The sequence below is a fragment of the Glaciimonas sp. GG7 genome, from assembly GCF_052976905.1.
This window is the reverse complement of sequence record NZ_JBRIIQ010000001.1, coordinates 110648-137046: the sequence shown is the minus strand read 5'-3', so window position 1 is coordinate 137046 and position 26399 is coordinate 110648. Positions and strand designations below refer to the sequence as shown.

Annotated in this window: 23 protein-coding genes; 19 read left to right on the top strand and 4 right to left on the bottom strand. The window is 48.1% G+C overall.

Annotated elements, in window-relative coordinates:
- The first annotated feature begins 186 nt into the window (after positions 1–186).
- Complete coding sequence (locus ACVBEF_RS00580; protein ID WP_447121994.1) at positions 187–1065, top strand: patatin-like phospholipase family protein; 879 nt, start codon at positions 187–189, stop codon at positions 1063–1065.
- Between the two features lie 217 nt (positions 1066–1282).
- On the top strand, positions 1283–1825 hold the full coding sequence (gene ppa, locus ACVBEF_RS00575) for an inorganic diphosphatase (protein WP_447121993.1): 543 nt from the start codon (positions 1283–1285) through the stop codon (positions 1823–1825).
- A gap of 285 nt (positions 1826–2110) precedes the next feature.
- Here the strand turns inward: ppa and ACVBEF_RS00570 are convergent, their stop codons facing one another.
- The 3 genes from ACVBEF_RS00570 to map form a co-directional block, all read right to left on the bottom strand.
- Positions 2111–2857, bottom strand: a complete 747-nt coding sequence (locus ACVBEF_RS00570; RefSeq protein ID WP_447121992.1) for a pseudouridine synthase — start codon at positions 2855–2857, stop codon at positions 2111–2113.
- Positions 2858–2899: 42 nt separating this feature from the next.
- Positions 2900–5452: a [protein-PII] uridylyltransferase gene (locus tag ACVBEF_RS00565; protein WP_447121991.1), complete on the bottom strand. Its 2553-nt coding sequence runs from the start codon at positions 5450–5452 to the stop codon at positions 2900–2902.
- A gap of 133 nt (positions 5453–5585) precedes the next feature.
- Positions 5586–6404 carry a type I methionyl aminopeptidase gene (gene map, locus ACVBEF_RS00560; RefSeq protein WP_447121990.1) on the bottom strand — a complete coding sequence of 273 codons (819 nt, stop codon included), beginning with the start codon at positions 6402–6404 and terminating at the stop codon, positions 5586–5588.
- Positions 6405–6755: 351 nt separating this feature from the next.
- Between map and rpsB the strand changes: the two genes are divergently transcribed.
- The 16 genes from rpsB to ACVBEF_RS00480 all read left to right on the top strand — a co-directional run bounded on the left by rpsB (position 6756) and on the right by ACVBEF_RS00480 (position 22808).
- Positions 6756–7505 (top strand): 30S ribosomal protein S2, encoded by a 750-nt coding sequence (rpsB, locus tag ACVBEF_RS00555; RefSeq protein WP_447121989.1) that lies wholly within the window; start codon positions 6756–6758, stop codon positions 7503–7505.
- 197 nt (positions 7506–7702) lie between these two features.
- Positions 7703–8584: a translation elongation factor Ts gene (tsf, locus tag ACVBEF_RS00550; protein ID WP_447121988.1), complete on the top strand. Its 882-nt coding sequence runs from the start codon at positions 7703–7705 to the stop codon at positions 8582–8584.
- A gap of 210 nt (positions 8585–8794) precedes the next feature.
- Positions 8795–9511 (top strand): UMP kinase, encoded by a 717-nt coding sequence (gene pyrH / locus ACVBEF_RS00545; RefSeq protein ID WP_447121987.1) that lies wholly within the window; start codon positions 8795–8797, stop codon positions 9509–9511.
- Positions 9512–9617: 106 nt separating this feature from the next.
- Positions 9618–10178, top strand: a complete 561-nt coding sequence (gene frr, locus ACVBEF_RS00540; protein ID WP_447121986.1) for a ribosome recycling factor — start codon at positions 9618–9620, stop codon at positions 10176–10178.
- An 84-nt stretch (positions 10179–10262) separates the two neighbouring features.
- Positions 10263–11033 carry an isoprenyl transferase gene (locus ACVBEF_RS00535; RefSeq protein WP_447121985.1) on the top strand — a complete coding sequence of 257 codons (771 nt, stop codon included), beginning with the start codon at positions 10263–10265 and terminating at the stop codon, positions 11031–11033.
- On the top strand, positions 11033–11866 hold the full coding sequence (locus tag ACVBEF_RS00530; protein WP_447121984.1) for a phosphatidate cytidylyltransferase: 834 nt from the start codon (positions 11033–11035) through the stop codon (positions 11864–11866). The genes ACVBEF_RS00535 and ACVBEF_RS00530 overlap by 1 nt, the downstream gene beginning before the upstream one ends.
- Positions 11867–11874: 8 nt before the next feature.
- Positions 11875–13047 (top strand): 1-deoxy-D-xylulose-5-phosphate reductoisomerase, encoded by a 1173-nt coding sequence (gene ispC / locus ACVBEF_RS00525; RefSeq protein WP_447121983.1) that lies wholly within the window; start codon positions 11875–11877, stop codon positions 13045–13047.
- Positions 13048–13054: 7 nt separating this feature from the next.
- Positions 13055–14422: an RIP metalloprotease RseP gene (gene rseP, locus ACVBEF_RS00520; protein WP_447121982.1), complete on the top strand. Its 1368-nt coding sequence runs from the start codon at positions 13055–13057 to the stop codon at positions 14420–14422.
- A gap of 103 nt (positions 14423–14525) precedes the next feature.
- On the top strand, positions 14526–16913 hold the full coding sequence (bamA, locus tag ACVBEF_RS00515) for an outer membrane protein assembly factor BamA (RefSeq protein ID WP_447122090.1): 2388 nt from the start codon (positions 14526–14528) through the stop codon (positions 16911–16913).
- Positions 16914–17128: 215 nt separating this feature from the next.
- Positions 17129–17650, top strand: a complete 522-nt coding sequence (locus ACVBEF_RS00510) for an OmpH family outer membrane protein (RefSeq protein WP_447121981.1) — start codon at positions 17129–17131, stop codon at positions 17648–17650.
- 15 nt (positions 17651–17665) lie between these two features.
- A complete protein-coding gene (gene lpxD, locus ACVBEF_RS00505) occupies positions 17666–18727 on the top strand; it encodes a UDP-3-O-(3-hydroxymyristoyl)glucosamine N-acyltransferase (RefSeq protein WP_447121980.1) in 1062 nt (353 codons plus the stop codon).
- Positions 18714–19220, top strand: a complete 507-nt coding sequence (gene fabZ, locus ACVBEF_RS00500) for a 3-hydroxyacyl-ACP dehydratase FabZ (protein ID WP_447121979.1) — start codon at positions 18714–18716, stop codon at positions 19218–19220. Before lpxD ends, fabZ begins: the two co-directional genes overlap by 14 nt.
- A 6-nt stretch (positions 19221–19226) precedes the next feature.
- Entirely contained in the window at positions 19227–20015 is a 789-nt protein-coding gene (gene lpxA, locus ACVBEF_RS00495; RefSeq protein ID WP_447121978.1) for an acyl-ACP--UDP-N-acetylglucosamine O-acyltransferase, read from the top strand.
- 19 nt (positions 20016–20034) lie between these two features.
- Positions 20035–21180 carry a lipid-A-disaccharide synthase gene (lpxB, locus tag ACVBEF_RS00490; RefSeq protein WP_447122089.1) on the top strand — a complete coding sequence of 382 codons (1146 nt, stop codon included), beginning with the start codon at positions 20035–20037 and terminating at the stop codon, positions 21178–21180.
- A gap of 72 nt (positions 21181–21252) precedes the next feature.
- Positions 21253–21894, top strand: coding sequence for a ribonuclease HII (gene rnhB / locus ACVBEF_RS00485; protein ID WP_447121977.1), 642 nt, complete (start codon positions 21253–21255; stop codon positions 21892–21894).
- Positions 21895–22022: 128 nt separating this feature from the next.
- Positions 22023–22808, top strand: coding sequence for a TrmH family RNA methyltransferase (locus ACVBEF_RS00480; protein WP_447121976.1), 786 nt, complete (start codon positions 22023–22025; stop codon positions 22806–22808).
- A 7-nt stretch (positions 22809–22815) separates the two neighbouring features.
- Here ACVBEF_RS00480 and ppsR read toward each other — a convergent pair whose 3' ends face one another.
- Positions 22816–23655 carry a posphoenolpyruvate synthetase regulatory kinase/phosphorylase PpsR gene (gene ppsR / locus ACVBEF_RS00475; RefSeq protein ID WP_447121975.1) on the bottom strand — a complete coding sequence of 280 codons (840 nt, stop codon included), beginning with the start codon at positions 23653–23655 and terminating at the stop codon, positions 22816–22818.
- A gap of 348 nt (positions 23656–24003) precedes the next feature.
- Here ppsR and ppsA point away from each other — a divergent pair, with 348 nt between their 5' ends.
- Positions 24004–26361, top strand: coding sequence for a phosphoenolpyruvate synthase (gene ppsA, locus ACVBEF_RS00470; protein ID WP_447122088.1), 2358 nt, complete (start codon positions 24004–24006; stop codon positions 26359–26361).
- Positions 26362–26399 lie beyond the last annotated feature (38 nt).

Sequence of the window (26399 nt, the reverse complement as noted above, 5' to 3'; positions counted from 1 at the left end):
GCTGCTTTGGTGCTAATGGTTGGAAGCACAGTTTGTATAAATTGCAGTAATAGTTCCGTAATTGCTGTTAAAAGTCAGCAAAATTTGTCTTCGCTCAGACATGTTTTATTCCGATTATTTTAGTGCGACATGCTGGGGTAGGCTGTGCTAGCCGCAATCCTCCTCAGTCCACTAAAAGTTACCTCGATGAAAAAAACCGCATTTGTATTCGCCGGTGGCGGCAGTCTCGGCGCGATTGAGGCTGGTATGTTGCGCGAGTTAATTGCTTCTGGTGAACGCCCGGATTTTTTGGTGGGTGCATCAGCAGGGGCGATTAATAGCGCTTTCTTTGCCTTTCAGCCCAGCATGACGGGAGCAATGCAGTTAGCGGTTTTGTGGCGCGGTATTCGACGCCAGCAGATTATGCCCTGGTCATTTTTTTCGATTTTAGGAGCGTTGGGCTTGTTTAGGGATGTTGAGTCGCGCAGCACGCATCTGGTCAATCCGGCAAAACTACGCGCATTTTTATTCGCACAATTTGGTGACAGAAGGCTGGAGGAGTCTGAGTTGCCGGTGTATGTCGTGGCAACCGATATGCAAACCGGCAACGAAGTGGTGATTTCTTCCGGGTCGGCAGTCGAAGCGACGCTGGCAAGTACCGCTATTCCGGGCGTTTTTCCGCCGGTAGCGATGGCGGGTAATATGTTGATCGATGGCGGGGTCGCCAACAATACGCCGATTTCCACCGCGATTCAGTTGGGGGCAACACGGGTGATTGTGCTCTCCACCGGTTTTACCTGTGCCGAGCGGCGTGCTCCAAAGGGGCCGCTTGAGCATGCAATGCGTGCGCTTAATCTATTAGTGGCGCGTCAATTAGTATCGGATCTGGAACGTTGGGCATCGCACGCGGCTATCACGGTGGTCGCGCCACTGTGCCCGCTCGATGTCTCACCTTATGATTACAGTCAGTGTGGATTATTGATCGATAGGGCGGCCAGCGAAACACGCCGCTGGCTGGAGGAGGGTGGGTTGGGGCGTTGCGATATTCCGGGTGCTCTTATTCCGCACTCTCATCCTCCAGCGTAATCGATGATCTGTGTGATTGATTGAGTGAGGAGTTGCTTCATATTGAAACAGTTCTGTTGTCGCAGTGTTGCAACTGCGTGATGAGGCGTGTCGATAGTGGATATTTAACAATAGTTATCAGTGTTTCTTAAATGTTGCAGCGCATGATGCAGGCCAGACCCGTTATAATTTCGCCGCTAACAATTTTTTCCCCTTTCTTTTAAGACGAGAGCACAACATGAGCTTGAATGACGTATCCTCCGGTCGCGATTTGCCTAATGATTTCAATGTGATCATTGAAATTCCTATGAATGCCGATCCAATCAAGTACGAAGTCGACAAAGAATCCGGCGCGATTTTTGTTGATCGCTTTATGGGCACTGCGATGCACTATCCGTGCAATTACGGCTATATCCCACAAACCTTGTCCGACGATGGCGATCCGGTGGATGTATTGGTGATTACACCGTTCCCACTTTTCCCCGGCGTTGTTGTGCGTTGTCGTCCGATCGGCGTCTTGAAGATGTCGGATGAAGCGGGTCAGGATGCAAAGTTGTTGGCCGTACCGGTGGATAAAGTGTTGAGTATTTATACTCATTGGCAAAAACCGGAAGACATGAATGCATTGCGCCTGAACCAAATCCAGCATTTCTTTGAGCATTACAAGGATCTGGAAGTGGGTAAATGGGTCAAGATTGATGGTTGGGGTGGTCCTGATGATGCGCGACAAGAGATTTTGTCAGGGGTTGCGGCTTACCAGAAGGCTTTGGAAGCGAAGTAATTTGCTGTGACAGAGTTATTTAAAAAAGCGCACTCAGGTGCGCTTTTTTGTTGAAGATGACTCAGGGCGTGTTGACATTTGAGTTCATAAAAAACCGCTCGTACTGAGTAGCCCTTCAGGGCGTATCGAAGTAGTTGCCTGCGGTGGCGATTCTTCGATACGGCACTTTGTGCCTACTCAGTCCGAACGGTTTTATGGTGTTTTATAAATGTTGAATGTCAACAGGCTCTGGTTACAGCCTCTAATTAATACGGTTAGTACTTCGTGGATGCTAGCCGGGGATGCTTAGAAATTCTCATCCAAATTCAAATACCGCCACTCGCCCGTAGGCAAATCTCCAAGCACAACCTTACCAATCCTGATGCGTTTGAGTCCAACAACTCTCAAGCCAACAGCTTCACACATTCGGCGAATCTGCCGTTTTTTACCTTCTCGCAACGTAAAACTGAGTTGATCTTCGTTTTGCCATTTGACGATAGCCCGCTTGAGCGGTTTGCCATCCAGCGATAAGCCAAAATTGAGTCGACGCAAATCCTCGGCGGGAAGTTTTCCACCGTTTGGATACTGCACGCGGACCAGATATTCTTTATCGATGGCGGAGTCTTCTCCGATCAATTGTTTGGCGACGCGACCGTCTTGCGTGAGCACCAGCAAGCCGACAGAATCAATGTCGAGGCGACCGGCTGGGACGAGGTTGCGCAGTTGGCTACCGTGAAATTCTTGTACCGACTTATCTTCTTTCCAGCGGCTAGCAGCATTGACCAGCACCACGGCGGGTTTATAGCCGTCTTCGGCCTGACCGCTGACGTAGCCCATGGGTTTGTTGATCAGAATGGTGACGCGTCTGGCTTGTTCGGCGCTGGCCTGGCGCTCTACGGTGATGTGTTGATCCGGGAGGACTTTGCTGCCAAGTTCGGAGATGATGACGCCATCAACCCGGACCCAGCCGCGGGCGATCCATTCATCTGCTTCGCGGCGTGAGCAAAGGCCGAGTTCGGACATGCGTTTGGAGAGGCGTAGTGGTTCAGTCATGGGATGCTATGAGTGTAGAAAGAGTTAAATAATGCGTCTGAATTAAATCTGCAATGCATCGAGCAAGTCGGTTTCGAGTTGAATCTGGCTGCGGCTATGGTTGAGTGCGCTGCCATCGACCAGAAATACGTCTTCGGCCCGCTCGCCCAGCGTCATGATTTTGGCGGTGTGTAAGTTAATTTTATATTTGGCAAGCACGTTGGCAATTAAATACAGGAGACCGGCGCGGTCATTGGCGGTGATTGCCAGTAAATAATACTGACCACGATCATCAGGACGCAAGTCCACCGTCGGCGTTACCGGAAAGGTACGCGAGAGGCGTGACATGCGGCCTTGGGTTGGTGCCGGCAATGGGCCGCGGGCCTCTAGTTGCGTGGTCAGTTCATGCTCGATCAGGTTAATGATGTCGCGGTAATGTTTGGCAAATAAAGGTGCGCTAAGTAGGAATGTGTCGAGCGCATAACCGTGCTTAGTCGTGTGAATCTTGGCATCCATGATGCTGAAATTTTTACTGTCAAAATAGCTGCAAATGCGTGCAAACAGATCAGTTTCATCTCTGGTGTATACCGCTACTTGCAAGCCTTCGCCTATTGGCGCGAGGCGGGCGCGGACGATCGGTTTTGGGCTATCGACGAGCGTGTAGAAAGAGCGCGTTTGCCAGGCGATGTCCGGGGCCTCGTGGCGTAAAAAATAGGCGACATCGAGCTGCTTCCATAATTGCTCGTGGGCATCGTTGGGTAAGCCGTAGAGACGCAATGTCTTCAATGCTTCTTCTTGGGTGTTCTTTAATTCACGGTCCGCAGAGGGGGTCTCGCCGCCGAGTACGCGCAGCGTAATGCGGTACAAATCTTCCAGTAACTTACCTTTCCAGGCGTTCCATACTTTCGGGCTGGTGCCGCGAATGTCGGCAACGGTGAGCAGATAGAGCGCTGTCAGATGGCGTTCATCTTTGACTGTATTGACGAAATGCAGAATCACGTCGGGGTCTGACATGTCTTGCTTTTGGGCGACGGTTGACATTGTCAAATGCTGTTGCACCAGAAAGACGATGAGCTCGGTGTCTTCTTCTGATATGCCGTGCTGTTGGCAAAACTGTTTGGCGTCGACCATGCCTAGTTGTGAATGATCGCCGCCACGGCCCTTGGCGATATCGTGGAACAGGGCGGCTGCATACAGTGTCCACGGGCGTGGAAAATTGGCGATTAACTGGCTACAGAAAGGATATTCATGCGCGTGTTCAATCATCGTGAAGCGGCGCACATTGCGCACCACCATCATGATGTGTTGATCGACGGTGTAGACGTGGAACAGGTCATGCTGCATCTGGCCGACAATCCGCCGGAAGTTAGGCAGATAGCGTCCCAGAACGCCGGTTTGATTCAAGGCGCGTAAAGCATGCGTAATGCCTTGCGGTGCCTGAATAATTTGCAAAAATAGTGAGCGATTGTAGGGATTGCGCCGGAAGGCGGCATCGATTTTGGAGCGCGCATGCCATAACGCACGACGCGTACGCACGGTCATATCTTTGATCTGCGTGTGCTGCGCGATGAGCAAAAATAGCTCGAGCATGGTTGATGGTGCACTCTCAAATTGATCGTCGGCGGCGACATCAATAAGGCCGTTGATTTGATTGAAGCGTGCGTTAATCGGCTGCGGAACGATAGGCTGTGGAAATAGCTGCGCTTCAATATTTTGCAATAGCACCAGATTGAGCTGCGTGACTGCTTTTGCGGCCCAGTAATACCGCTGCATCAGGTATTCACTGGCGCGGCGAGTTTCTGTAGTTTTGAAGCCGAGCGTTTCGGCAATCGGTGTCTGGACGTCAAATACCAGACGATCTTCGCGCCGGTTGGTATGAATGTGCAGGCGAATACGGATATCTTTGAAGGCACGTTCTTTTTGCGTTAGCTGACGGGCTTCAGTTGCGGTGATCAATGATTGCCTGGCAAGCTTGCTCCATGAGTCACCCAGGCCAGCGGCTTTCGCCACCCACAAAATAACTTGCAAATCACGCAGGCCGCCGGGGCTTTCTTTGCAATTCGGTTCAAGACTGTAGGCGGTGTCTTCAAACTTGACATGGCGCTGACGCATCTCCAGCATTTTTGCCTGAAAGAAAGCGCGCGGGTCCATTGCAGCGTTATAGCGTTTTTGCATTGCGCCAAAGAGCAGCTTGTTGCCTGTGATCAGACGGGCTTCGAGCAGGCTGGTTTTGACCGTGATGTCGGCTGCCGCCTCGGTCATGCATTCGTCGATGGTCCGGATGCTATGACCAATTTCGAGGCCGATGTCCCAGAACAATTGAACTAGTTGCTCCAGGCTGTCTTTTAGTGCGGCGTCGGGCACTCGGTCTAGCAAAATCAATAAATCGACATCTGAGTACGGAAAGAGCTCGCCCCGCCCATATCCACCAACGGCAACGAGTGCAGCAGAGGTGGGTAACTTCAACATTTTCCACGCAAGTGTTAGCGCGGTGTCGACATTTTGTCGCAAATGTTTGAGGAGCAGCTCAGGCTTGCCGTTTTCTAAAAACGCATCGATGACTGTCTGGCGTTCAGTTCTGAGTTGATTTTTTAGGGTTTGGGCAAGTGTCGGCATGGCTACGCAGTGAGTGCGGGGAGGGGGCAATTGCCGGAAGTATTACGCAGATTACAAATAGATTGCAAAAAATATAATTCAAAAAAGGAAAAGGCGCTTTTAAGTCGCCTTTTCTTCAGTACGTTGCAAAGAGTTAAGCAGCCATGGCTGGAGTAATAAAGGCTGGCGGTGGAGGCGCGCCTTTCGATGTGGTCAGGATTTCGTAACCGGTGTCAGTGACCAATACAGTGTGTTCCCACTGTGCAGACAGGCTACGGTCTTTGGTACGAATGGTCCAGCCATCACCCATCTCGCGAATATCGCGACGACCGGCATTGATCATCGGTTCGACGGTAAAGATCATGCCTGCTTCTAACTTCTCTAGTGTGCCGGGACGACCATAATGGAGGACTTGCGGCTCTTCGTGAAATACTTTGCCGATGCCGTGACCGCAAAATTCGCGAACGACGCTATAGCCAGCTTTTTCTGCATGTTGTTGAATCACGTAGCCGATATCGCCCAAGTGTGCGCCCGGCTTGATCTTGGCAATGCCTAGCCACATACATTCAAAGGTGATATCGCCAAGCCGTTTCGCCATGATGGATGGCTCGCCAGCATAAAACATACGACTGGTATCGCCGTGGTAACCATTTTTGATAACGGTGATGTCAAGGTTGACGACATCACCATTTTTTAATACTTTATCGCCGGGGATGCCGTGACAGATGACATCATTAACTGAAGTACAAGTAGCTTTGGGGTAGGGGGTGTAGCCGGGAGGGCAATAGTTTAACGGTGCAGGAATCGTATCTTGTACATTCGTCATGTATTCGTGACAAAGGCGATCCAGCTCGCCAGTGGTGACGCCGACTTTGACGTAGGGCGTAATGAAATCGAGTACTTCCGAGGCAAGTTTGCCAGCAATGCGCATGCCAGCGATATCTTCAGCTGTTTTTATGGAAATAGAGGACATAGGTAAGTAATCGGGTAGTGAATAGCGAGATAGAGTTTGCAGAAATGTGAGGTGGGAATAAAGCAACCCAGATCGAGATTCTGCGGCGAGTCTAAGTAATATTGACGAATTATAGACGAGCTAGCGGACATTCGCTGTAATGCAGCTTGAAGGATGCTCTTGTTTTAGGGTAGAATCTTGGCCTAGCCTGAATTGGTATTCATGCGAAGTTGTAGTTTGATAGTTAATTAAGAAATACGGTTTTTATAGTAACTCATTGTTTTAAATCGCGAATCTGCTCGAAAAGGGTGCCCTTCTTGTAACGCAAGTCTGGTGACTGAGCAGATTCCAGACCCAACCCTGGAGAAAATTATGTCTGTAACAATGCTTGAAATGCTGGAAGCTGGCGTCCATTTTGGTCACCAAACGCGTTTTTGGAACCCAAAGATGGCTCCGTACATCTTCGGTCATCGTAATAAAATTCATATTATCAACCTGGAAAAAACCCTTGGCATGTACCAAGAGGCGATGAAGCATGTTCGTCAATTGGCTTCCAATCGCGGCAACATCCTGTTTGTTGGTACTAAGCGTCAAGCACGTGAAATCATTGCCGCTGAAGCAGCGCGCTCTGGTTCGCCGTTCGTTGATCAACGTTGGTTGGGCGGTATGCTAACTAACTTCAAAACCATCAAGACTTCGATCAAGCGTTTGAAAGAAATGGAAGTGTCGATCGCTGACGGTTCCTTCGAAAACTTGAGCAAAAAAGAAGGTTTGATGTTTCAACGCGAAATGATCAAGCTGCAAAAAGCTATCGGTGGTATCAAGGATATGGGCGGCATTCCTGACGCAATCTTTGTTATCGATGTTGGCTACCATAAAGGTGCGATCACTGAAGCGGCAAAACTGGGTATTCCAGTTATCGGCGTGGTTGATACAAACCATTCTCCGATAGGTATCACTTACGTTATTCCTGGTAACGACGATTCGTCCAAAGCGATTGCTTTGTATGCACGCGGCGTTGCTGATGCAATTCTTGAAGGTCGTGCTAACGCCGTCAACGACGTTGTTGAGTCGATCAAGAATGCAGCTGGTGATGACTTCGTTGAAGTTGCTAATAACTAATACAAATCAGGCGCATAGCTTGCGCCCGAAGTAATATGTTTCAACATTAAAAGGGGGCAGAGATGGCCCCTTTTTTTGTATAACTGAATAATTTTGATTGTTGATGGTGTGGATGATTGCTAGCGATAGCGCGTTGCATTCTTAAAAGACTGATGACGAACGCGGCAAGTCTGCACCGATACCTCTAGGAGAATGAAATGGCAGTAATTACTGCAGCAATGGTGGGTGAATTACGCGCAAAAACTGATGCACCTATGATGGAGTGCAAAAAAGCGCTGACGGAAGCCGATGGCGATTTGGTCAGAGCTGAAGAAATTTTGCGCGTTAAATTAGGTAGTAAGGCTTCCAAGGCAGCTTCACGTGTTACTGCCGAAGGTGTTGTCGCTTCCTTCGTAGCAGGTGGCGTTGGCGCTTTGGTCGAAGTTAACTGCGAAACTGACTTCGTGACCAAAAATGACGAATTCATCGCATTGGTAAATGCATGCGCCAAGTTGGTGGCAGAAAACAATCCGGTGGATGTTGCTGCGTTGTCTGCACTGCCATTGGATGGTGGTACTGTCGAATCAAAGCGCGCCGAATTGATCGGCCGTATCGGTGAAAACATGTCGATTCGTCGTTTTAAGCGTTTTGAAACTAGCGTTAAGCTGGCTTCTTACCTGCACGGTACAAGTATCGGTGTGATGGTTGAGTATGATGGTGCCGACGAGCAAGTTGGTAAAGATGTTGCGATGCATATTGCTGCCATGAAGCCTGTATCGTTGTCTTCGGATGAAGTGCCTGCAGAGTTGATCGAAAAAGAGCGCTCGGTAGCCACTTTAAAGGCTGCCGAATCCGGCAAGCCTGCTGATATTGCCGCGAAAATGATCGAAGGATCGGTGCAGAAGTTCTTGAAAGAAGTTTCGTTGTTAAATCAATCTTTCGTCAAAAACGATAAGCAAACCGTTGAGCAAATGCTCAAACAAGCAAACGCTAGCGTCAAGTCATTCGCTATGTTTGTGGTTGGTGAAGGCATTGAGAAGAAAGTGGACGATTTTGCAGCGGAGGTTGCAGCAACCGTTGCTGCTGCTAAACAAGCTTAAATGAAAAGAAAGAGCGGGCCGTAAGGCCCGTTTTTTTGGTTATCCGTACTCCTTGGTTGTACGCTGATAAACCCTCAAAGTTTGTAGTCCGTGGTGGTCACTACCGTGTGATGCTATCTTTCTCAAAAGTGGCATCATTGTCTGGTGAGCAGGATAATAAAAATACGTAATGATTAATTGTTAATCGGAATAGAACGAAGGACTCAGATCATGACCAAACCAGCATATAAGCGTGTTCTCCTTAAACTCTCCGGTGAAGCGCTGATGGGCGATGATGCCTATGGTATTAATCGCGTAACTATCGACAGGATGGTGGCGGATGTTGCCGAAATTACCGCGCTAGGCGTGGAACTTGCGATAGTGATTGGCGGTGGTAATATTTTCCGGGGCGTGGCACCTGGTGCGCAAGGAATGGATCGGGCGACTGCTGATTACATGGGAATGTTGGCCACAGTAATGAACGCGCTTGCTTTAGCTGATGCCATGCGTCAAGCAGGGCTCACTGCACGGGTCATGTCGGCCATCAGTATCGAGCAGGTTGTTGAGCCATATGTGCGACCTAAGGCATTGCAATACCTGGAAGAAGAAAAAGTCGTGATTTTTGCAGCCGGTACAGGTAATCCATTTTTCACTACGGACACCGCCGCAGCACTGCGTGGTTCTGAAATTGGGGCACAAATTGTGCTTAAAGCGACTAAAGTTGATGGCGTCTACAGCGCTGACCCACAGAAAGACCCAACAGCGACACGTTACACAACCATTACATTTGATGAGGCTATTACCAAGCATCTGCAAGTAATGGATGCTACGGCATTCGCCTTGTGCCGTGATCAAAAATTGCCAATTAAAGTATTTTCCATTAATAAACCTGGTGCATTATTGCGCGTGATTATGGGTGAAGATGAGGGAACGCTGGTGCACGTTTAAGTTAGCTAAGAGATACTCTTAGTATTAAATATAGATGACTCGAAGTGTGATGATAGTCGCTGTAGGGTTGATTGTTAAAAATTAAGCTTAAGAATAGGAGTGCAGCATGAGCATTGCTGACGTTAAAAAAAATACTGATCTGAGAATGCAGAAGTCGCTTGAGACTTTGCGTGCAGATCTTGCCAAAGTGCGTACTGGTCGTGCGCATACAGGCATTCTGGATCATGTGCAGGTCGAATATTACGGTAGCCCAGCAGCATTAAGTCAGGTAGCGAACGTGACTTTGATTGATGCGCGTACTATCGGTGTTCAGCCATTCGATAAGAAAATGATCGCCGCGGTTGAAAAAGCTATTCGTGAGGCCGATCTTGGTCTGAATCCATCAACGCAAGGTGAAATCATACGCGTGCCAACACCGCCGTTGACGGAAGAGCGCCGCAAAGAAATGGTCAAGCTGGTAAAAAGTGAAGCCGAAGATGCAAAAATTGCCATTCGGAATATTCGCCGCGATGCCAACGAAGGTCTGAAAAAACTCGTCAAGGATAAAGAATGTTCTGATGATGATGAGCGCCGTGCGCAAGATGATATTCAGAAATTGACTGATAAAGCAGTGTCAGATATTGACAAGCAGGTTGTGGATAAAGAAAAAGAGATTTTGACGGTATAACGCCTTCAGTACCGTCTGAAAGCCTGATGTATGTATTTAACTACATGTGTCAGGTTCTAAACAATCATTCTTATCTCAATCTTCATGAAACATTCAAGCTCGACCCTATCGGTGCCGACAAATACGGCAGTTCCTCGACACATTGCGATCATTATGGATGGTAATGGTCGCTGGGCAACGCGCCGATTTCTCCCGCGTTTTGCGGGTCACGGAAAAGGCGTTGAGGCGGTGCGTAACATCGTTGAGGCTTGCGTCGAGCGCGGAGTTGAATACGTCACTTTATTCGCTTTCAGCTCTGAAAACTGGCGTCGTCCAGAAGAGGAGGTGTCGTTGTTGATGCGTCTTTTTGTGAAGGCGCTTGAACGTGAAGTCGGAAAAATGCATAACAACGGCATTCGTCTTAAGGTCGTCGGCGACCTCAGTCGTTTTGATACTAAGTTACAAGAAATGATCGCTAATGCAGAGCGTAAAACTGCGAATAATACGAATTTAACCGTAACGATTTGTGCCAATTATGGCGGTCGTTGGGATGTTATGCAGGCGATTCAAAAAATGTTGAATGAAGGTGTGGACGGTTCAGGCAATGGCCCATCTTTTACCGAGGATCAACTGGCACAGCACCTCGCGATGGCCTATGCACCAGAGCCTGATTTATTTATTCGGACCGGTGGCGAGCAGAGAATTTCTAATTTTTTACTATGGCAACTCGCTTACAGTGAGCTCTATTTCACCGATACTTATTGGCCTGATTTCGACGCTGCTGAACTGGATAAAGCGATCGCTTCCTACCGGCAACGTGAACGTCGTTTTGGACGTACTAGTGAACAATTGGTAAATAAAAATAAGGCGTCCTGATGTTAAAAACGCGTGTCATCACAGCGTTATTATTGTTAATAGTGCTGCTTCCTATTCTTTACTTTAATCATTTCCCCGCATTTGCTGTTGTTTCAGTGCTTTTCTTTGGCGCTGCTATTTGGGAGTGCGCTCGTATTTTTGGTGCCGTTGGGAATCGTGCTTTGGCTTGTGCGCTTGCTGCAGTAGCACTGTTGATTTTAGTATTAGTCAGAGGTGGCGGTGCAAACCTTGGTCTGCTGTTTACACTTTGCGTAGCGATTTGGTGTTTACGGTTTACTCCCTCGTTAGCCCTCGGTTTGCCGCCGCTCAACAGTATTGGCAATCGCATCGTTGGGTTTACTTACGGTATATCAATTTTTGGTTGTTTTCTTGCTATTCTCGGATTATTCCTACATTCACCGCTTTATTTATTATCAGTAATGGTTATTGTCTGGACTGCAGATATTGGCGCTTATTTTTGTGGTAAAGCTTTTGGATCACATAAATTGGCGCAGTCGATTTCCCCGGGTAAATCGTGGGAAGGTGCTATCGGAGGTTGGTTGCTTGTATTGGCAGTCGCGGGTGGCATCTGCATAAGCCCTGCTGCGATACCGTTGGCAGATACCTTCCCGGTGCAGCTTTTTGCAGTTTGGGGCTGGGCTGGTCTGTTGGGTGTTATGACAGTCTTGGTCGTGGCAAGTGTCATCGGCGATTTATTTGAGTCATTACTCAAGCGTCGAGCGGGTATCAAAGATAGTAGTCATTTATTGCCAGGGCATGGCGGTGTACTAGATCGAATTGATGCGCTCATTCCTGTACTACCGCTGGTGGCGTTGCTTGGCTACTGGTTTTAAGGTTAAGCATGCAGAATATTACAATTCTTGGCTCAACTGGTTCAATCGGTGTGTCCACACTAGATGTGCTTGCGCGCCATCCAGAGCGCTATTCAGTATATGCATTGACCGCGCACAGCCGAGTTCATCAACTGGCTGCGCAATGCGAGCAATTTAAGCCGCAAGTTGCAGTAGTGGGTTGTGCCGACTCTGCAAAATTATTGTCGCAGCTGTTGCTAGAAAAAGGCTTGAAAACTCAGGTTGTGTATGGTGAGCATGCTCTATGCGATGTAGCTAGTAATACCAGTTGCGATACCGTTATGGCTGCAATTGTCGGTGCGGCGGGACTGGCTCCATCGTTAGCGGCGGCGCATGCAGGCAAAAAGATCCTTTTGGCGAATAAAGAAGCGCTCGTCATGTCTGGTCAATTGTTCATTGATGCTGTGCGTAATAGTGGCGCTACGCTATTGCCAATTGATAGTGAACATAATGCTATTTTTCAGTGCTTGCCACATGCGTATCAGCGCGATCCGGCTTCCGTAGGCATCGCTAAAATTTTATTGACGGCGTCCGGTGGTCCATTTTTGCATCGAGAAGTCAGCACGCTGGAATCAGTCACTCCAGCTGAGGCTGTTGCCCACCCTAATTGGGTAATGGGCCGCAAAATTTCAGTTGATTCTGCGACGATGATGAATAAAGGACTGGAAGTTATCGAGGCGCATTGGTTATTTGGTGCGCCAGCAAGCCAAATTGAAGTGGTGATTCATCCTCAAAGTGTGATTCATTCAATGGTGTCTTACGTAGATGGATCTGTCTTGGCCCAGCTTGGTAATCCTGATATGCGTACACCAATTGCGTCTGCGTTGGCTTACCCTGAGCGGATAGCATCTGGTGTATCTCCGCTAGACCTGACTGTTATCGGTCAATTGCAGTTTGCCAAACCGGATCTGGATCGTTTTCCCTGCTTAAAACTTGCATATGATGCATTGTTGGCTGGTGGATCTGCGGCGACGCTATTGAATGCAGCGAATGAAGTTGCTGTGGAAGCATTTCTAGATGAAAAAATTGGATTTCGCATGATTGATCAATTAATCGCTCGTACCATGGATCAGTTGCCGTTGTGTCCCGTGTCCGACATCCAATCACTGCTTGAGCAGGACCAACTTGCTCGTCGGACAGTTCGCTCACTTATCGCTGGATAGTCTGCTGATGATTTTTATACAAACAGTATTAGCTTTTGTGGTTGCACTGGGATCGCTTGTCATCATTCACGAACTAGGTCACTACTCCGTTGCGCGCCTGTGCGGCGTCAAAGTCTTGCGTTTTTCCGTCGGTATGGGAAAAATTATTTTTTCACGGCGTTTCGGGCCAGACCAGACTGAGTGGGTAATTTCCATTTTGCCATTAGGCGGCTATGTAAAAATGCTGGATGCGCGTGAGCAAGACATTGGCAACCTGTCTCCAGCCGATCTAAAGCGTGAATTTACTCGCCAATCTGTATGGCGTCGTATGGCAATCGTTGCTGCAGGTCCATTGGCAAATTTTATCCTCGCCATTTTGTTATTCGCCGGTTTGTATGTGCATGGAATACCAGAGCCAACTCCGAAACTACGCGCTGTCCCTGAACAATCTGCCGCCTATCAAGCGGGTCTGCGTGGTGGTGAACTCATTACCGCGGTCAATGGTGAGCCTATCCAAATTTGGTCGGACTTGCGCTGGAAGTTGATGCAAGCTGCTTTGGAGAAGGGAAATGTAGCGCTGAATGTTCAGCAGCCAAATCCTGGCCCGTCTGATGGTTACCTGTTGGATACGGTAAATTTACCGATGGATAGTATTGATGCCAAGGATTTGGAGGGCGATTTTTTAGGTAAATTAGGTATTTCACTAGCAAGACCAAAAGCGGTTTTAGGTAAGGTAATCGCGGATGGTCCTGCGATGAAGGCTGGTTTACAAGACGGCGATTTAATTACTAGTATTAATGGACTCGTTGTCAACGATGGTTTGGCGCTGGTTGAAAAAGTAAGGGCCTCACCAGGCCAAAAGCTACATATCGCTGGCGTGCGGAATGGACAGACATTCCTTTTAGATGTTACGCCAGAGCGGCAGGATACCAACGGTGAAGCATTTGGACTTATTAAGGTTGAAGTACCTCTGGCGCCAGAAATGATCGTTGCGAGTAGTCCACCTTTGGTTGCACTCGCCAAAGGTGTGAAAAAAACCTGGGATAGCAGTGTTTTGACGCTGAAAATGATCGGAAAGATGTTGGTTGGGCAGGTCTCCTGGAAAAACATTACTGGCCCAATTACTATTGCCGACTATGCAGGTCAGACTGCGCGTGTTGGGGCAATTAGTTATCTTAGTTTTATTGCATTTATCAGCATCAGTTTAGGTGTGATGAATTTGCTCCCTATCCCAGTTTTAGATGGCGGTCTTTTGCTGTATTATTCGGTGGAAGTTTTGACCGGACGTCCCGTTCCAGAACGATTTGCGGAGATTGCTCAGCGTGCAGGAATCGGTATTTTATTGACGTTGATGGTAGTTGCTATGTTTAATGACATCGTCAGGCTTATATTTTAGTGTTGTACTTTGCTGTTGATTTTTGATGGCAAAATTCACCCATGGTTTTTCCACTTGTACGACAATCGTAGTCGACAAGGACATTGATAACAAACGATCGCTAATGAAATTACATTCCCAGCATTTCCCTTTGTCGATTCTTCCCCTTCGTTTGATCGCTGTCGCAGCTTTCGCCTTTTGCTCAGGACAAGCAATGGCAGTGCAGCCTTTTGTCATCAAAGACATTCGGATTGAAGGCATTCAACGGACCGAAGCGGGTACCGTTTTCAATTATTTGCCGGTAAAAGTCGGTGAAACATTTGATGATGAAAAGGCAATTTCCTCCATCAAGGCACTCTACGCTACCGGTTTTTTTAAGGACGTACGTGTCGAGTCGGATGGTAATGTTTTAGTAGTCATGGTCGAGGAGCGGCCGGCAATCGCTGGGGTTGCGTTTTCTGGGACCAAAGAATTTGATAAAGACCAACTAACTAAAGCATTGAAAGAAATCGGCGTGGGTGAATCCCGCATTTACGATAAAGCTTTGGTGGATCGTGCCGAGCAGGAGCTAAAACGCCAATATTTGTCGCGCGGCTTATATGGCATGAAAGTCACTACGACAGTAACCCCTGTAGAGCGGAATCGCGTCAATATTAATTTTGCAGTTGATGAAGGTGATGTATCTCGCATCAAGCAAATTAATTTTGTGGGTAACAAGGTTTTTTCAGACAAACAATTGCGTGAACAACTCAATTTACGCTCACCTGGATGGTTTACTTGGTACACCAAAGCGGATCAATATTCCAAAGAAAAGTTGGCTGGCGATATCGAGACTTTACGTTCATATTATTTGAATCGTGGTTATATCGAAATGCAAATTGAGTCTAGTCAAGTATCGATTACACCAGACAAAAAAGATATTTACGTCACATTAAATATTAATGAAGGTGAAAAGTTTACAGTTTCAGACATCAAGCTCGAAGGTGAGATGTTTGGACGCGAGGAAGAGCTCAAATCTCTGGTGCAACTGAAAAAGGGTGAAGTCTTCTCCGGTCAGAAGTTGACGGACACCACCAAGAAAATTTCTGAGCGTTTAGGTAACTTCGGCTATGCCTTTGCCAATGTTAACGCCAATCCCACACTCAATCGCGATAAAAAAGAAGTGGCGTTCACGATTTTGGTGGATCCGGGTAAGCGCGTCTACGTTAGGCATATTAATGTTGTCGGCAATACCAAGACACGTGATGAAGTAGTGCGACGTGAGTTTCGGCAATTTGAAGACTCTTGGTATGACGGGTCAAATATTAAGCTGTCACGTGACCGCGTTGATAGACTAGGTTATTTTAAGGATGTCAGTATTGAAACGCCGGAAGTTCCAGGAACTACCGATCAGGTTGATATAACGATGGCTGTGACTGAAAAACCGACGGGTAATATTATGGTCGGTGCTGGCTTCTCGCAAACGGACAAAGTCAGTCTGACTGGTTCGATTCAACAACAAAATGCATTTGGTAGTGGCAACACAATTGGTCTCGACGTTAATACCAGCAAGACTAATCGGACCATCGCTTTATCGCAGACTAATCCATATTTCACGGACGATGGTATTAGTCGGACCTATAATCTGTATCTGCGTACCGTGAGCCCTTCTGTGTACACACAAGGTAGTTATAAGGTACGTACTATCGGTAGTGATATCAAATTTGGTGTGCCATTTTCAGAACTTGATACCATTTTCTTTGGCATAGGTGTTGAAAATACCAAAGTGTATGCAGATGGTCTCAGTCCAAGCCTTTATCAGCAATATGTTGCAGACTTTGGTAATGGCAAGATTGATCCTACAACGGGTTTTCTTACAAATCCAAGTTCAGCAGGGACAACGAGTTTCCCACTGACGGCTGCCTGGCAGCGTGATAGTCGCGATAGTGCACTTGTTCCGACTAAGGGCCGTTATCAACGTGCCAATCTTGAAGTTTCTGCTGTAGGTAGCTTACGTTACTACCGCGCAAGTTATCAGCATCAGTATTTTCAGCCTTTGTTTGGTAATGCTGTAACGTTAGCGATGAATGGTGAAGTTGATTACGGTGCTGGACTTGGTGGTGCGGCATATCCAGTATTTAAAAATTATTATGCTGGGGGTATTGGCACTGTACGTGGTTTTGAGGGTTCAACACTAGGCTCTAAGGTCGACCAATATGGCGATTCTTTAGGTGGCGCAAAGCGTGTGTTTGGTAATCTTGAGCTCCAATTTCCATTCCCGGGTTCAGGTAATGATCGTACATTGCGCTGGTTCACTTTTCTTGATGGTGGTCAGGTATTTGCTGACAAGACCCCGATGGCTTTCAAGGATTTGCGTTACTCGACAGGTTTTGGCTTGAGCTGGGTGTCTCCAATTGGACCATTGAAGTTAAGTTGGGGTATGCCTTTGAATGCCAAAACAGAAATTATAAATGGAACTTCGGTCGCAGATAAAGTGCAACATTTTCAATTCCAGTTAGGTACTGGATTCTAGGATCCTGTCGGTCTTAGGAAAATCGGCTATAAAATGATTTGAATGGTATGTATTTCACAAGTTTCTTGACTGACATTGGCTATCAGTCAAGAAACTGGGAAAATCAGTCTTCAATTAGCCTATTCTTGCTTTGATTTCCTGAGGCCGACAAACTCTTAGGGAGCACAATTGTACATAAATGCCATAATGCTTAATTTGAATAGCGGAGAACAGCTTTGAAGTCCCTTACAAAATTATTCGCTTCGCTCAAGCCGGTTGCTATTCTGGCGCTTTGCTTAACCTCAGTGGCACCTGTTCATGCGCAGGAAAGTTCTAAAATCGCCTTTGTCAGTAACGAGCGCATTTTCCGTGAGGCAGCTCCTGCGAAGGCTGCCGATGCAAAAATCCAGGCGGAATTTTCCAAACGCGATAAAGACCTACAGGATTTGGCGGCCCGTCTTAAAGGCATGGCTGATAAATTGGATAAGGATTCAGCCACAATTGCAGAGTCCGAGCGACTCAAACGTCAACGAGAGTTGGCAGATCTGGATAAAGATTTTCAGCGTAAGCAACGCGAGTTCCGAGAGGACTTGAATCAACGCCGCAACGAGGAGTTGGCAGTTGTGCTGGAGCGCACCAACAAGGTTATCAAGCAAATTGCTGATGAAGAAAAATACGATATCGTTTTTCAAGATGCAGTTTATGCTAACAAGCGTATCGATATCACCGATAAAGTGCTGAAAGCACTCAACAAATAATCATACAGGGCCACAATGAGCACTCGGCTGAAACAACTGGTCGAAAGCTTGGGCGGGCAGTTAATTGGCGATGCGGATGTTCAGATATCCGGCATCGCACCGTTGAACGATGCAACGGCGACACAAATTACTTTTCTCTCCAACCCCAAGTTTCGATCCCAAGCTACTGAAAGTCAGGCAGCAGCAATGATTTTGTCTGCTGCTGATGATGTCATCGTGAGCCCTCTCTATAAGGGTGCACGGATCGTGACCTCTAATCCGTACGCTTATTTTGCGCGTACTGCGCAATTTTTTGCGGCGTTGAACGCACCATCGGTGGCTTCCGGTATTCATTTGTCTGCAGTAATTGATCCATCCGCGCGGGTTGCCGCAACAGCTTTTATTGGCCCAAACGTCGTGATCGATGCTGAGGCTGTGATAGGCGACGATGTACACATCGCTGCAGGATGCGTGATTGGTCGCGCTGTAAAGATAGGGGAAATGACCTGCTTGCACGCGCATGTCACGATTTATGCTGGCTGTGAAATTGGCCAGCGTGGTGTGATTCATTCCGGTGCAGTGATTGGTGCTGACGGTTTTGGTTTCGCCAACGATGGTGGCGCTTGGGTGAAAATCCCTCAAAGCGGTCGTGTCCTAATCGGTGATGATGTTGAAGTCGGTGCGAATACGACGATTGACCGTGGGGCTTTAGCCGATACCGTGATCGAAGATGGGGTGAAGTTAGATAATCAGATACAGATTGCTCACAACTGTCATATCGGTGCACACACGGCAATTGCAGCATGTGCGGGAATCGCGGGTAGCGCAAAAATTGGAAAATATTGCTCTATTGGTGGTGCTGCGATGATCCATGGTCACATCACCATTGTCGATCATGTGCATGTATCGGCTGGTACGCTGGCTCTGCGTTCCATTCTTGAGCCAGGCCAATACACAGGTTTTTATCCAATTGCAAAACATGGTGCCTGGGAAAAGTCGGCCGCGTTGGTGCGTAATTTGAGCACCATGCGCGAAAAAATCCGGGCTATGGAAAAACTCATTAATCAGCTTACAGAAAAATCCAATGAACAGTCTTAATAACGGTCTCAATATCAGCCAAATCAAGGAATACTTGCCACATCGCTATCCGCTCTTGTTGGTGGATCGTGTGTTGAATTGGGAAAGCGGTAAAACAATTACTGCGATCAAAAACGTGACGATCAATGAAGAGTTCTTCAATGGACACTTTCCGAACAAGCCAGTCATGCCGGGCGTTTTGACGATTGAGGCGCTGGCACAAACTGCCGCGCTACTGTCATTTTTGACGGAGGGGCGCAAGCCTGATGAAAATACCGTTGTGTATTTCCTTGGTATTGATAAAGCGCGTTTTCGTCGTCCTATCGAACCGGGTGATCAAATTAGGCTGGAAGTTGAAATTCTGCGTGTTGTTCGTGGTATCTGGAAGTACAAAGCAGTCGCCAGTGTTGATGGCGAATTGGCCGTTGAAGCAGAATTTATGTGCACCATGCGCCATGCAGTAACGCCGGATCATTCGTCAGCGGTAGCCACTGTGAACTATCCTTCTGCGTGATCGCCGATGAACCGAATCCATCCTACTGCCGTTGTTGATCCGAATGCGATGCTTGATAGTACTGTTGAAGTTGGCGCTTATTCGATTATTGGCCCCAACGTTACTATCGGTTCCGGTACCAAAATTGGTCCGCATATCGTGATTGAAGGCCATACCAGCATTGGTCGCGACAATCATTTTTTTCAATTTGGTTCGATCGGTGCAGCCCCTCAGGACAAAAAATACGCTGGTGAACCAACGCGCCTGGAAATTGGTGACGGCAATACAATCCGTGAGTTTGTGACCCTTAATCGTGGGACGACCCAAGATGGTGGTGTTACACGGCTTGGCAATGACAATTGGATGATGGCTTACGTCCATGTGGCGCATGACTGTCAGATCGGTAGTCACACAATTATTGCCAATAATGCTACGTTGGCCGGACATGTCCATATAGGCGATTGGGTGTTGCTCGGTGGTTTTACGACCATACATCAATTTTGTCGCATCGGCCCTCATGCAATGACCGCCTTCACAGCGGCTGTAAGCCAGGATATTCCACCGTTTGTGACTGCCGCCGGTAATCGGGCTGTCCCTGCGGGGATTAATAGTGAAGGTCTACGGCGACGAGGTTTTACTGATGCACAAATTTTGAGCATCAAGCGTGCTTATAAATTGATTTACCGCTCAGGTCTTTCTTTGGAAGACGCCAAAGTCGCGCTCGCGACAGAAGAAGCCAAGTCAACCGATTCTGCACAATATCTCTACATGCTGCGCGAATTTATCGCCTCATCGAGCCGCGGCATTATTCGCTAACGTGCCAATCACATCTCCCATCTCAATTGCAATGGTTGCAGGGGAAGCCTCCGGTGATCTGCTGGCGAGCCGTATGTTATCTGGACTGCGGCCGCATCTGCCGGAGGCATCGATGTACGGTATCGGCGGCCCGAAGATGGCTGAATATGGATTCGTTAGCCAATGGGCGATGGATAAACTGTCCGTGAATGGTTTATTTGAAGTGCTTGCGCATTATCGCGAGCTCAAAGGTATCCAGATCGCTTTGCGTGATCGCCTGCTAATTGAAAAACCGGATATTTTTATTGGCGTCGATGCCCCAGATTTTAATTTTGGTCTCGAAACGCAACTCAATCATGCTGGTATTCCCACCGCCCATTTTATAGGGCCATCGATTTGGGCCTGGCGCGGTGGTCGTATCAAGAAAATTGCGCGTTCCGGCTCGCATATGCTGGTGGTATTTCCATTCGAAGAAGACATTTATCGCAAGGCGGGGATACCTGCAACTTACGTCGGTCATCCGCTGGCGCAAGTCATTCCGATGGTGCCTGATGTTGCCGCGGCGCGCGCGGCGCTCGGCTTGCCAGCCACCGCAACCGTGGTGGCGATCATGCCCGGTAGCCGGATGTCAGAGTTAAAATACAACGCGGTGAGTTTTGTCGCTGCCGCTAAATTGCTGACGTTACGGGACCCGAATATACGGTTTATCGCCCCGATGGCTGGTGACAAACAACGTCATTTGTTTGCTGAGTTAGTTAAAGATGCTGGCTTGCAAGACGTTCAGATCCAATTGCTTGATGGTCAATCACATACTGCAATGGCGGCTGCGAATATCGTATTGGTCGCCTCCGGCACTGCCTCATTAGAAGTCGCGCTATTCAAAAAGCCGATGGTGATTGCCTACAAGATGATGCGTGCCACATGGGAAATCTTGCGCCATATGAGCTACCAGCCGTGGATCGGACTGCCAAATATTCTGGCCCGTGAGTTCCTTGTGCCAGAGCTCCTCCAAAACGCTGCGACGCCTCAAGCACTAGCCGATGCTTTATGGGCGCAATTACAAGACGTACCGCATCAAGTGAAGCTACGTGAGCGCTTTGCCGAGATGCATCATGCCCTGTTGCGCGACACAGCCAATGAGAGCGCACAAGTAATATTAAAAATCATAGAGCAACGACGTACGTGATTTTTAATTTTGTTTGCCTGGCGCTTCTGATGGATTTCAATATTTTTAATAGTCACCTGTACGGACCCTTCCTTGAAATCCTCTAAACCTCCTGTAAATAAACTACCGTTATTTGATTACGATTACCCAGATGAAATTGTTTGCGGAGTCGATGAGGCCGGGCGCGGGCCACTAGCCGGACCGGTCTTTGCAGCTGCGGTAATACTCGATCCAGCGCGCCCCATTGTGGGCTTGCGCGACTCAAAAAAGTTGACCGCTGAACGACGTGAGCTATTGGCTGTGCAAATCAAAGAGTGCGCGTTAGCTTGGTCCATTGCCGAATGCTCCGAGAAGGAAATCGATACGATGAATATTTTACAAGCCAGCATGTTGGCGATGCGGCGGGCAGTCGAAGGTTTATCGTTGTTGCCGACGCTGGCCCTAATTGATGGTAACCGTTGCCCGGTGATGGCTGTGCGCGCTGAGGCAATTGTTAAAGGGGACGATAAGGTGCAGGCAATTTCGGCAGCATCAATACTCGCTAAAACTGCACGGGATAATGCCTTGCTGGTTTTGCATGCGCAGTATCCGATGTATGCCTTCGATCAACACAAGGGATATCCAACCGTACTCCATATGGAGCGCTTGCGCCTTCATGGCGTATCGCCAGTGCATCGGAAATCTTATGCGCCGGTACGCGCATTACTGAGCTTGAATATCACATTGGTGCAGTAAGTAAGACCGCATAATCGTTTATACGTCGTTACCCCCCCCTTGTCGTACAGCCGTAGTATCTGCGTCGGGGGTGTCTAGTCTAAATAATTATACGGCCTTACTTAAATCCTTTCTATCATTTCGCAAATATGAAATTAATTACCTCCTCATCCAATTCCTTGTACAAAGAATTGAAATTACTCGCCACTCGCTCACAAACGCGAAGAAAGATGGTGAAGTCGCTGCTCGATGGCATTCATTTAGCTGAGTCTTATTTGCAGCATGGCGGTTTTCCTACGCAGTGTATTGCAAGCGAGAGCGCCCTACAGAATCCCGAAGCCAGGGCGTTGATGGCAAGATGTGATGCAGGTCAAGTTGAGTGCGTGGTCTTTCCCGATGCATTGTTCAATGCTTTTAGTCAGGTTGAAAATGGAATTGGTCTTTTACTTGTTATTGATACGCCGCAATTTCCAATGCCGGCAGCGATGACGCAATCGGCAGTTTTACTTGATAACTTGCAAGACCCGGGTAATCTCGGCTCAATTCTGCGTAGTGCAGCCGCCGCTGGCATCAAACAAATTTATTGCTCATCAGGAACGGTCTATTCCTGGTCGCCGAAAGTGTTGCGCGCAGGCATGGGTGCACATTTCTTATTAGAAATTTTTGAAAATGTGGATCTTTCAGCGCTTGTGGCCAACGCGCAGATACCAGTTCTGGCGACCAGTTCTTATGCGCAAAAAAGTATCTTTCAAGCTGATTTGAAAGCGCCTGTGGCGTGGTTGTTCGGCCATGAAGGGCAGGGCGTAGCTGAAGATTTATTAGCTCAGGCTAGTCTGCAAGTGGTGATTCCGCATTTGGGCCAGATGGAGTCCCTCAACGTCGCTGCGGCTGCCGCTATTTGTTTTTTTGAACAAGTCCGGCAAACACAGTCCTGAACAATATCTATGCTTCCGTTTTGATTTCCTGCAAAATCGTCGCCGCAATCTCTTCAATCGATTTGGTGGTCGATGACATCCAACGGATGCCCTCCCGCCGCATCATTGCCTCAGCTTCGTTAATTTCATAACGGCAATTCGCTAGCGCGGCATATTTGCTGCCGGGTAGGCGTTCGTTGCGAATTTCGGACAGCCGCTCCGGCAAGATAGTCAGGCCGAAAATCTTCTGCTTGAATGGTATGAGGCCGCTCGGCAGTTTTTCGCGTTCAAAATCCTCTGGGATAAGCGGATAGTTTGCCGCCTTAATCCCGTATTGCATCGCCAGATATAAACTCGTCGGCGTTTTGCCTGAGCGCGACACCCCCACTAAAATAACGTTTGCATCTGCCAGATTCTTATTTGATTGACCGTCATCATGGGCCAGCGAAAAATTAATTGCTTCGATCCGGTTTTTGTATTCCTCCGAATTTGCCGTGTTGTGACTGCGTCCGATGGTGTGGGACGATTTAATACCCAACTCTTTTTCTAACGGTTCAACAAACGTCTGGATCAAATCCATATGCATGGCTTTAGCCTGCTGAATCACTTTCGATAAATCAGTTTTAACGAGTGTTGAAAAAACAATCGGTAATTTCCCATCGGCTATGAATGCTTCGTTGACCCTGCGTGTGGCGTCATATGCCTTGTCGAGCGTGTCGATAAATGGCAGGCGCACTTGTTTAAAGCGTAGTTCAAACTGTGTCAGTACCGAGTGGCCGAATGTTTCGGCAGTGATGCCGGTGCCGTCGGAGACAAAAAAAACAGTGCGATTCGCGGCCGGTAGTGGGAGCGTAGGGGCTTCTGACATGATGTGTATAGAAAATTAAGAAGAAATAAAAACGGTTAAAAGATAATTTGCAGACCACATCACGACAACCCTCATAGCTGTCAACCACTCAGCTAGAAAAGTGTCAAAAATCGCTCCAAATCAGAACATGCTGTTACGCGTCTTGTTCTCACTTGTTATGCGAATTGGCATAAAATGGCGCCCAATGGAAAATAAAGCCTGTCCTGACGAAGAATAACAAAAAGCTAAAGGTCGCGCGATGCACTGTGAAGATTTCTTATCATCAAACTAGAGGTTGTTATGTCTAATGCAATACAGATGGATGCTACTCAGGGAGCTGCTTACGTTGCTCCCTTTGAAAATCTGCGAATGACGGATGTGGATTCCGTCGGTGGCAAAAATGCGTCATTGGGTGAAATGATTAGTCAGCTTGCTACCGCTGGCGTACGGGTTCCCGGCGGATTTGCTACGACAGCACAGGCTTTCCGTGACTTTCTGTCTTATAGCGCAAATGGTGGCATATCGCTGGCCCAGCGTATCGCTGATCGCCTTGCAACATTGGATATTGAGGACGTGCGTGCATTAGCGCAAGCCGGTGCTGAAATTCGTGAATGGATCGTTGCTACGCCGTTCCAGCCACGTCTGGAGCAGGAAATTCAAGAGTCTTATCAGCGCCTGGTCGCAGACTCTTCCAGCGAAATGTCATTTGCTGTGCGTTCGTCAGCCACAGCCGAAGACTTGCCGGATGCATCGTTTGCAGGCCAGCAAGAGACTTTTCTTAATGTGGTCGGTATTGAAAACATACTAGAGGCAATGAAGCACGTATTTGCCTCGTTATACAACGACCGTGCCATTTCGTATCGGGTCCATAAAGGCTTTACGCACGCTGAAGTTGCCTTATCGGCGGGTGTGCAGCGCATGGTGCGCTCGGACCTCGGTGCGGCTGGCGTGATGTTTACGCTCGATACCGAATCTGGCTTCAAGGATGTTGTATTTATTACATCGAGCTACGGTTTAGGTGAAACCGTGGTCCAGGGCGCGGTTAATCCTGATGAATTCTACGTCCATAAACCCATGCTCGAACTAGGCAAGTTGCCGATTATTCGTCGCAATATCGGCTCTAAACTGATCAAGATGGAGTTCACTGGCGAAGCAAAAGCGGGCCGTTCGGTACGTACCGTCGATGTACCGATTGAGTTGCGCAATCGTTATTCGCTCAACGACGCTGAAATCGTCGAACTGGCCAAATACGCCACCATCATCGAGAAACACTATCAGCGCCCAATGGATATTGAATGGGGTAAAGATGGTCGTGACGGTAAGTTATATATATTGCAAGCGCGTCCTGAAACCGTAAAGTCACAAGAGAAATCGACTGACGCGCAGCTGCGTTTCAAACTCAAAGGCAGCAGCAATGTACTGGCGACTGGCCGTGCCATCGGGCAAAAAATTGGTGCCGGTCCGGTTCGCGTGATTCATGACGCCGCTGACATGGAGCGCGTACAACCAGGTGATGTGTTGGTCGCCGACATGACCGATCCAAATTGGGAACCGGTTATGAAGCGGGCCGCTGCGATCGTCACTAATCGTGGCGGTCGTACTTGCCATGCAGCAATTATTGCGCGTGAACTGGGCGTCCCGGCGGTTGTTGGTTGTGGGGACGCAACCGATGTCCTGAAAGATGGCACGTTCGTAACGGTTTCCTGTGCAGAAGGCGATGAAGGGAAAATCTACGACGGCTTGTTAGAAACCGAAGTAACTGAAGTTGCACGCGGCGAGTTACCAAAGCTGCCGTTAAAAATCATGATGAACGTCGGCAATCCGCAACTGGCTTTCGACTTCCAGTCGATTCCCAACAGTGGCGTTGGTCTGGCGCGTCTTGAGTTCATCATTAATAACAATATTGGCGTTCACCCGCGGGCAATTCTGGAATACCCAAACATTGATGCTGATCTGAAGAAGGCTGTTGAATCGGTCGCACGCGGACACGCGTCGCCGAAAGCTTTTTATGTCGATAAATTAGCTGAAGGGATTGCTACTATTGCCGCCGCATTCTGGCCTAAAACCGTGATTGTGCGTTTGTCCGACTTCAAGTCCAATGAGTATAAAAAACTCATCGGTGGTTCGCGTTATGAGCCCGATGAAGAAAATCCGATGCTGGGTTTCCGTGGCGCTGCACGTTATTTGTCCAGCGATTTTGCCGAAGCATTTGAAATGGAATGCCAGGCAATGAAACGTGTGCGCGAAGACATGGGCCTTACCAATGTCGAGATCATGGTGCCGTTTGTACGCACGGTCGGCCAAGCTCAAAAAGTCATCGGCCTGCTTGGTAAAAACGGTCTTGTCCGTGGCGAAAATGGTTTGCGCGTCATCATGATGTGCGAAGTACCGTCCAACGCAATTTTGGCCGAAGAGTTTCTTGAACATTTTGATGGTTTCTCAATCGGCTCAAACGATTTAACACAGCTAACGTTAGGTTTGGATCGCGATTCCGGTATGGCATTATTGGCCGCTGACTTTGATGAGCGTGATCCGGCGATCAAAGTATTGTTAAGTAAAGTGATCGCGACATGCCTGGCCAAAGGCAAATACGTTGGTATTTGCGGTCAGGGACCATCCGATCATCCTGACTTTGCTGAGTGGTTGATGAAGCAGGGGATTGAGTCGATTTCACTCAATCCGGATACGGTCATCGATACCTGGAAAAAATTGGCTACAGCGCAATAATGTTGCTATCTTGACGTCATAATCTGCTATTTTCCTCT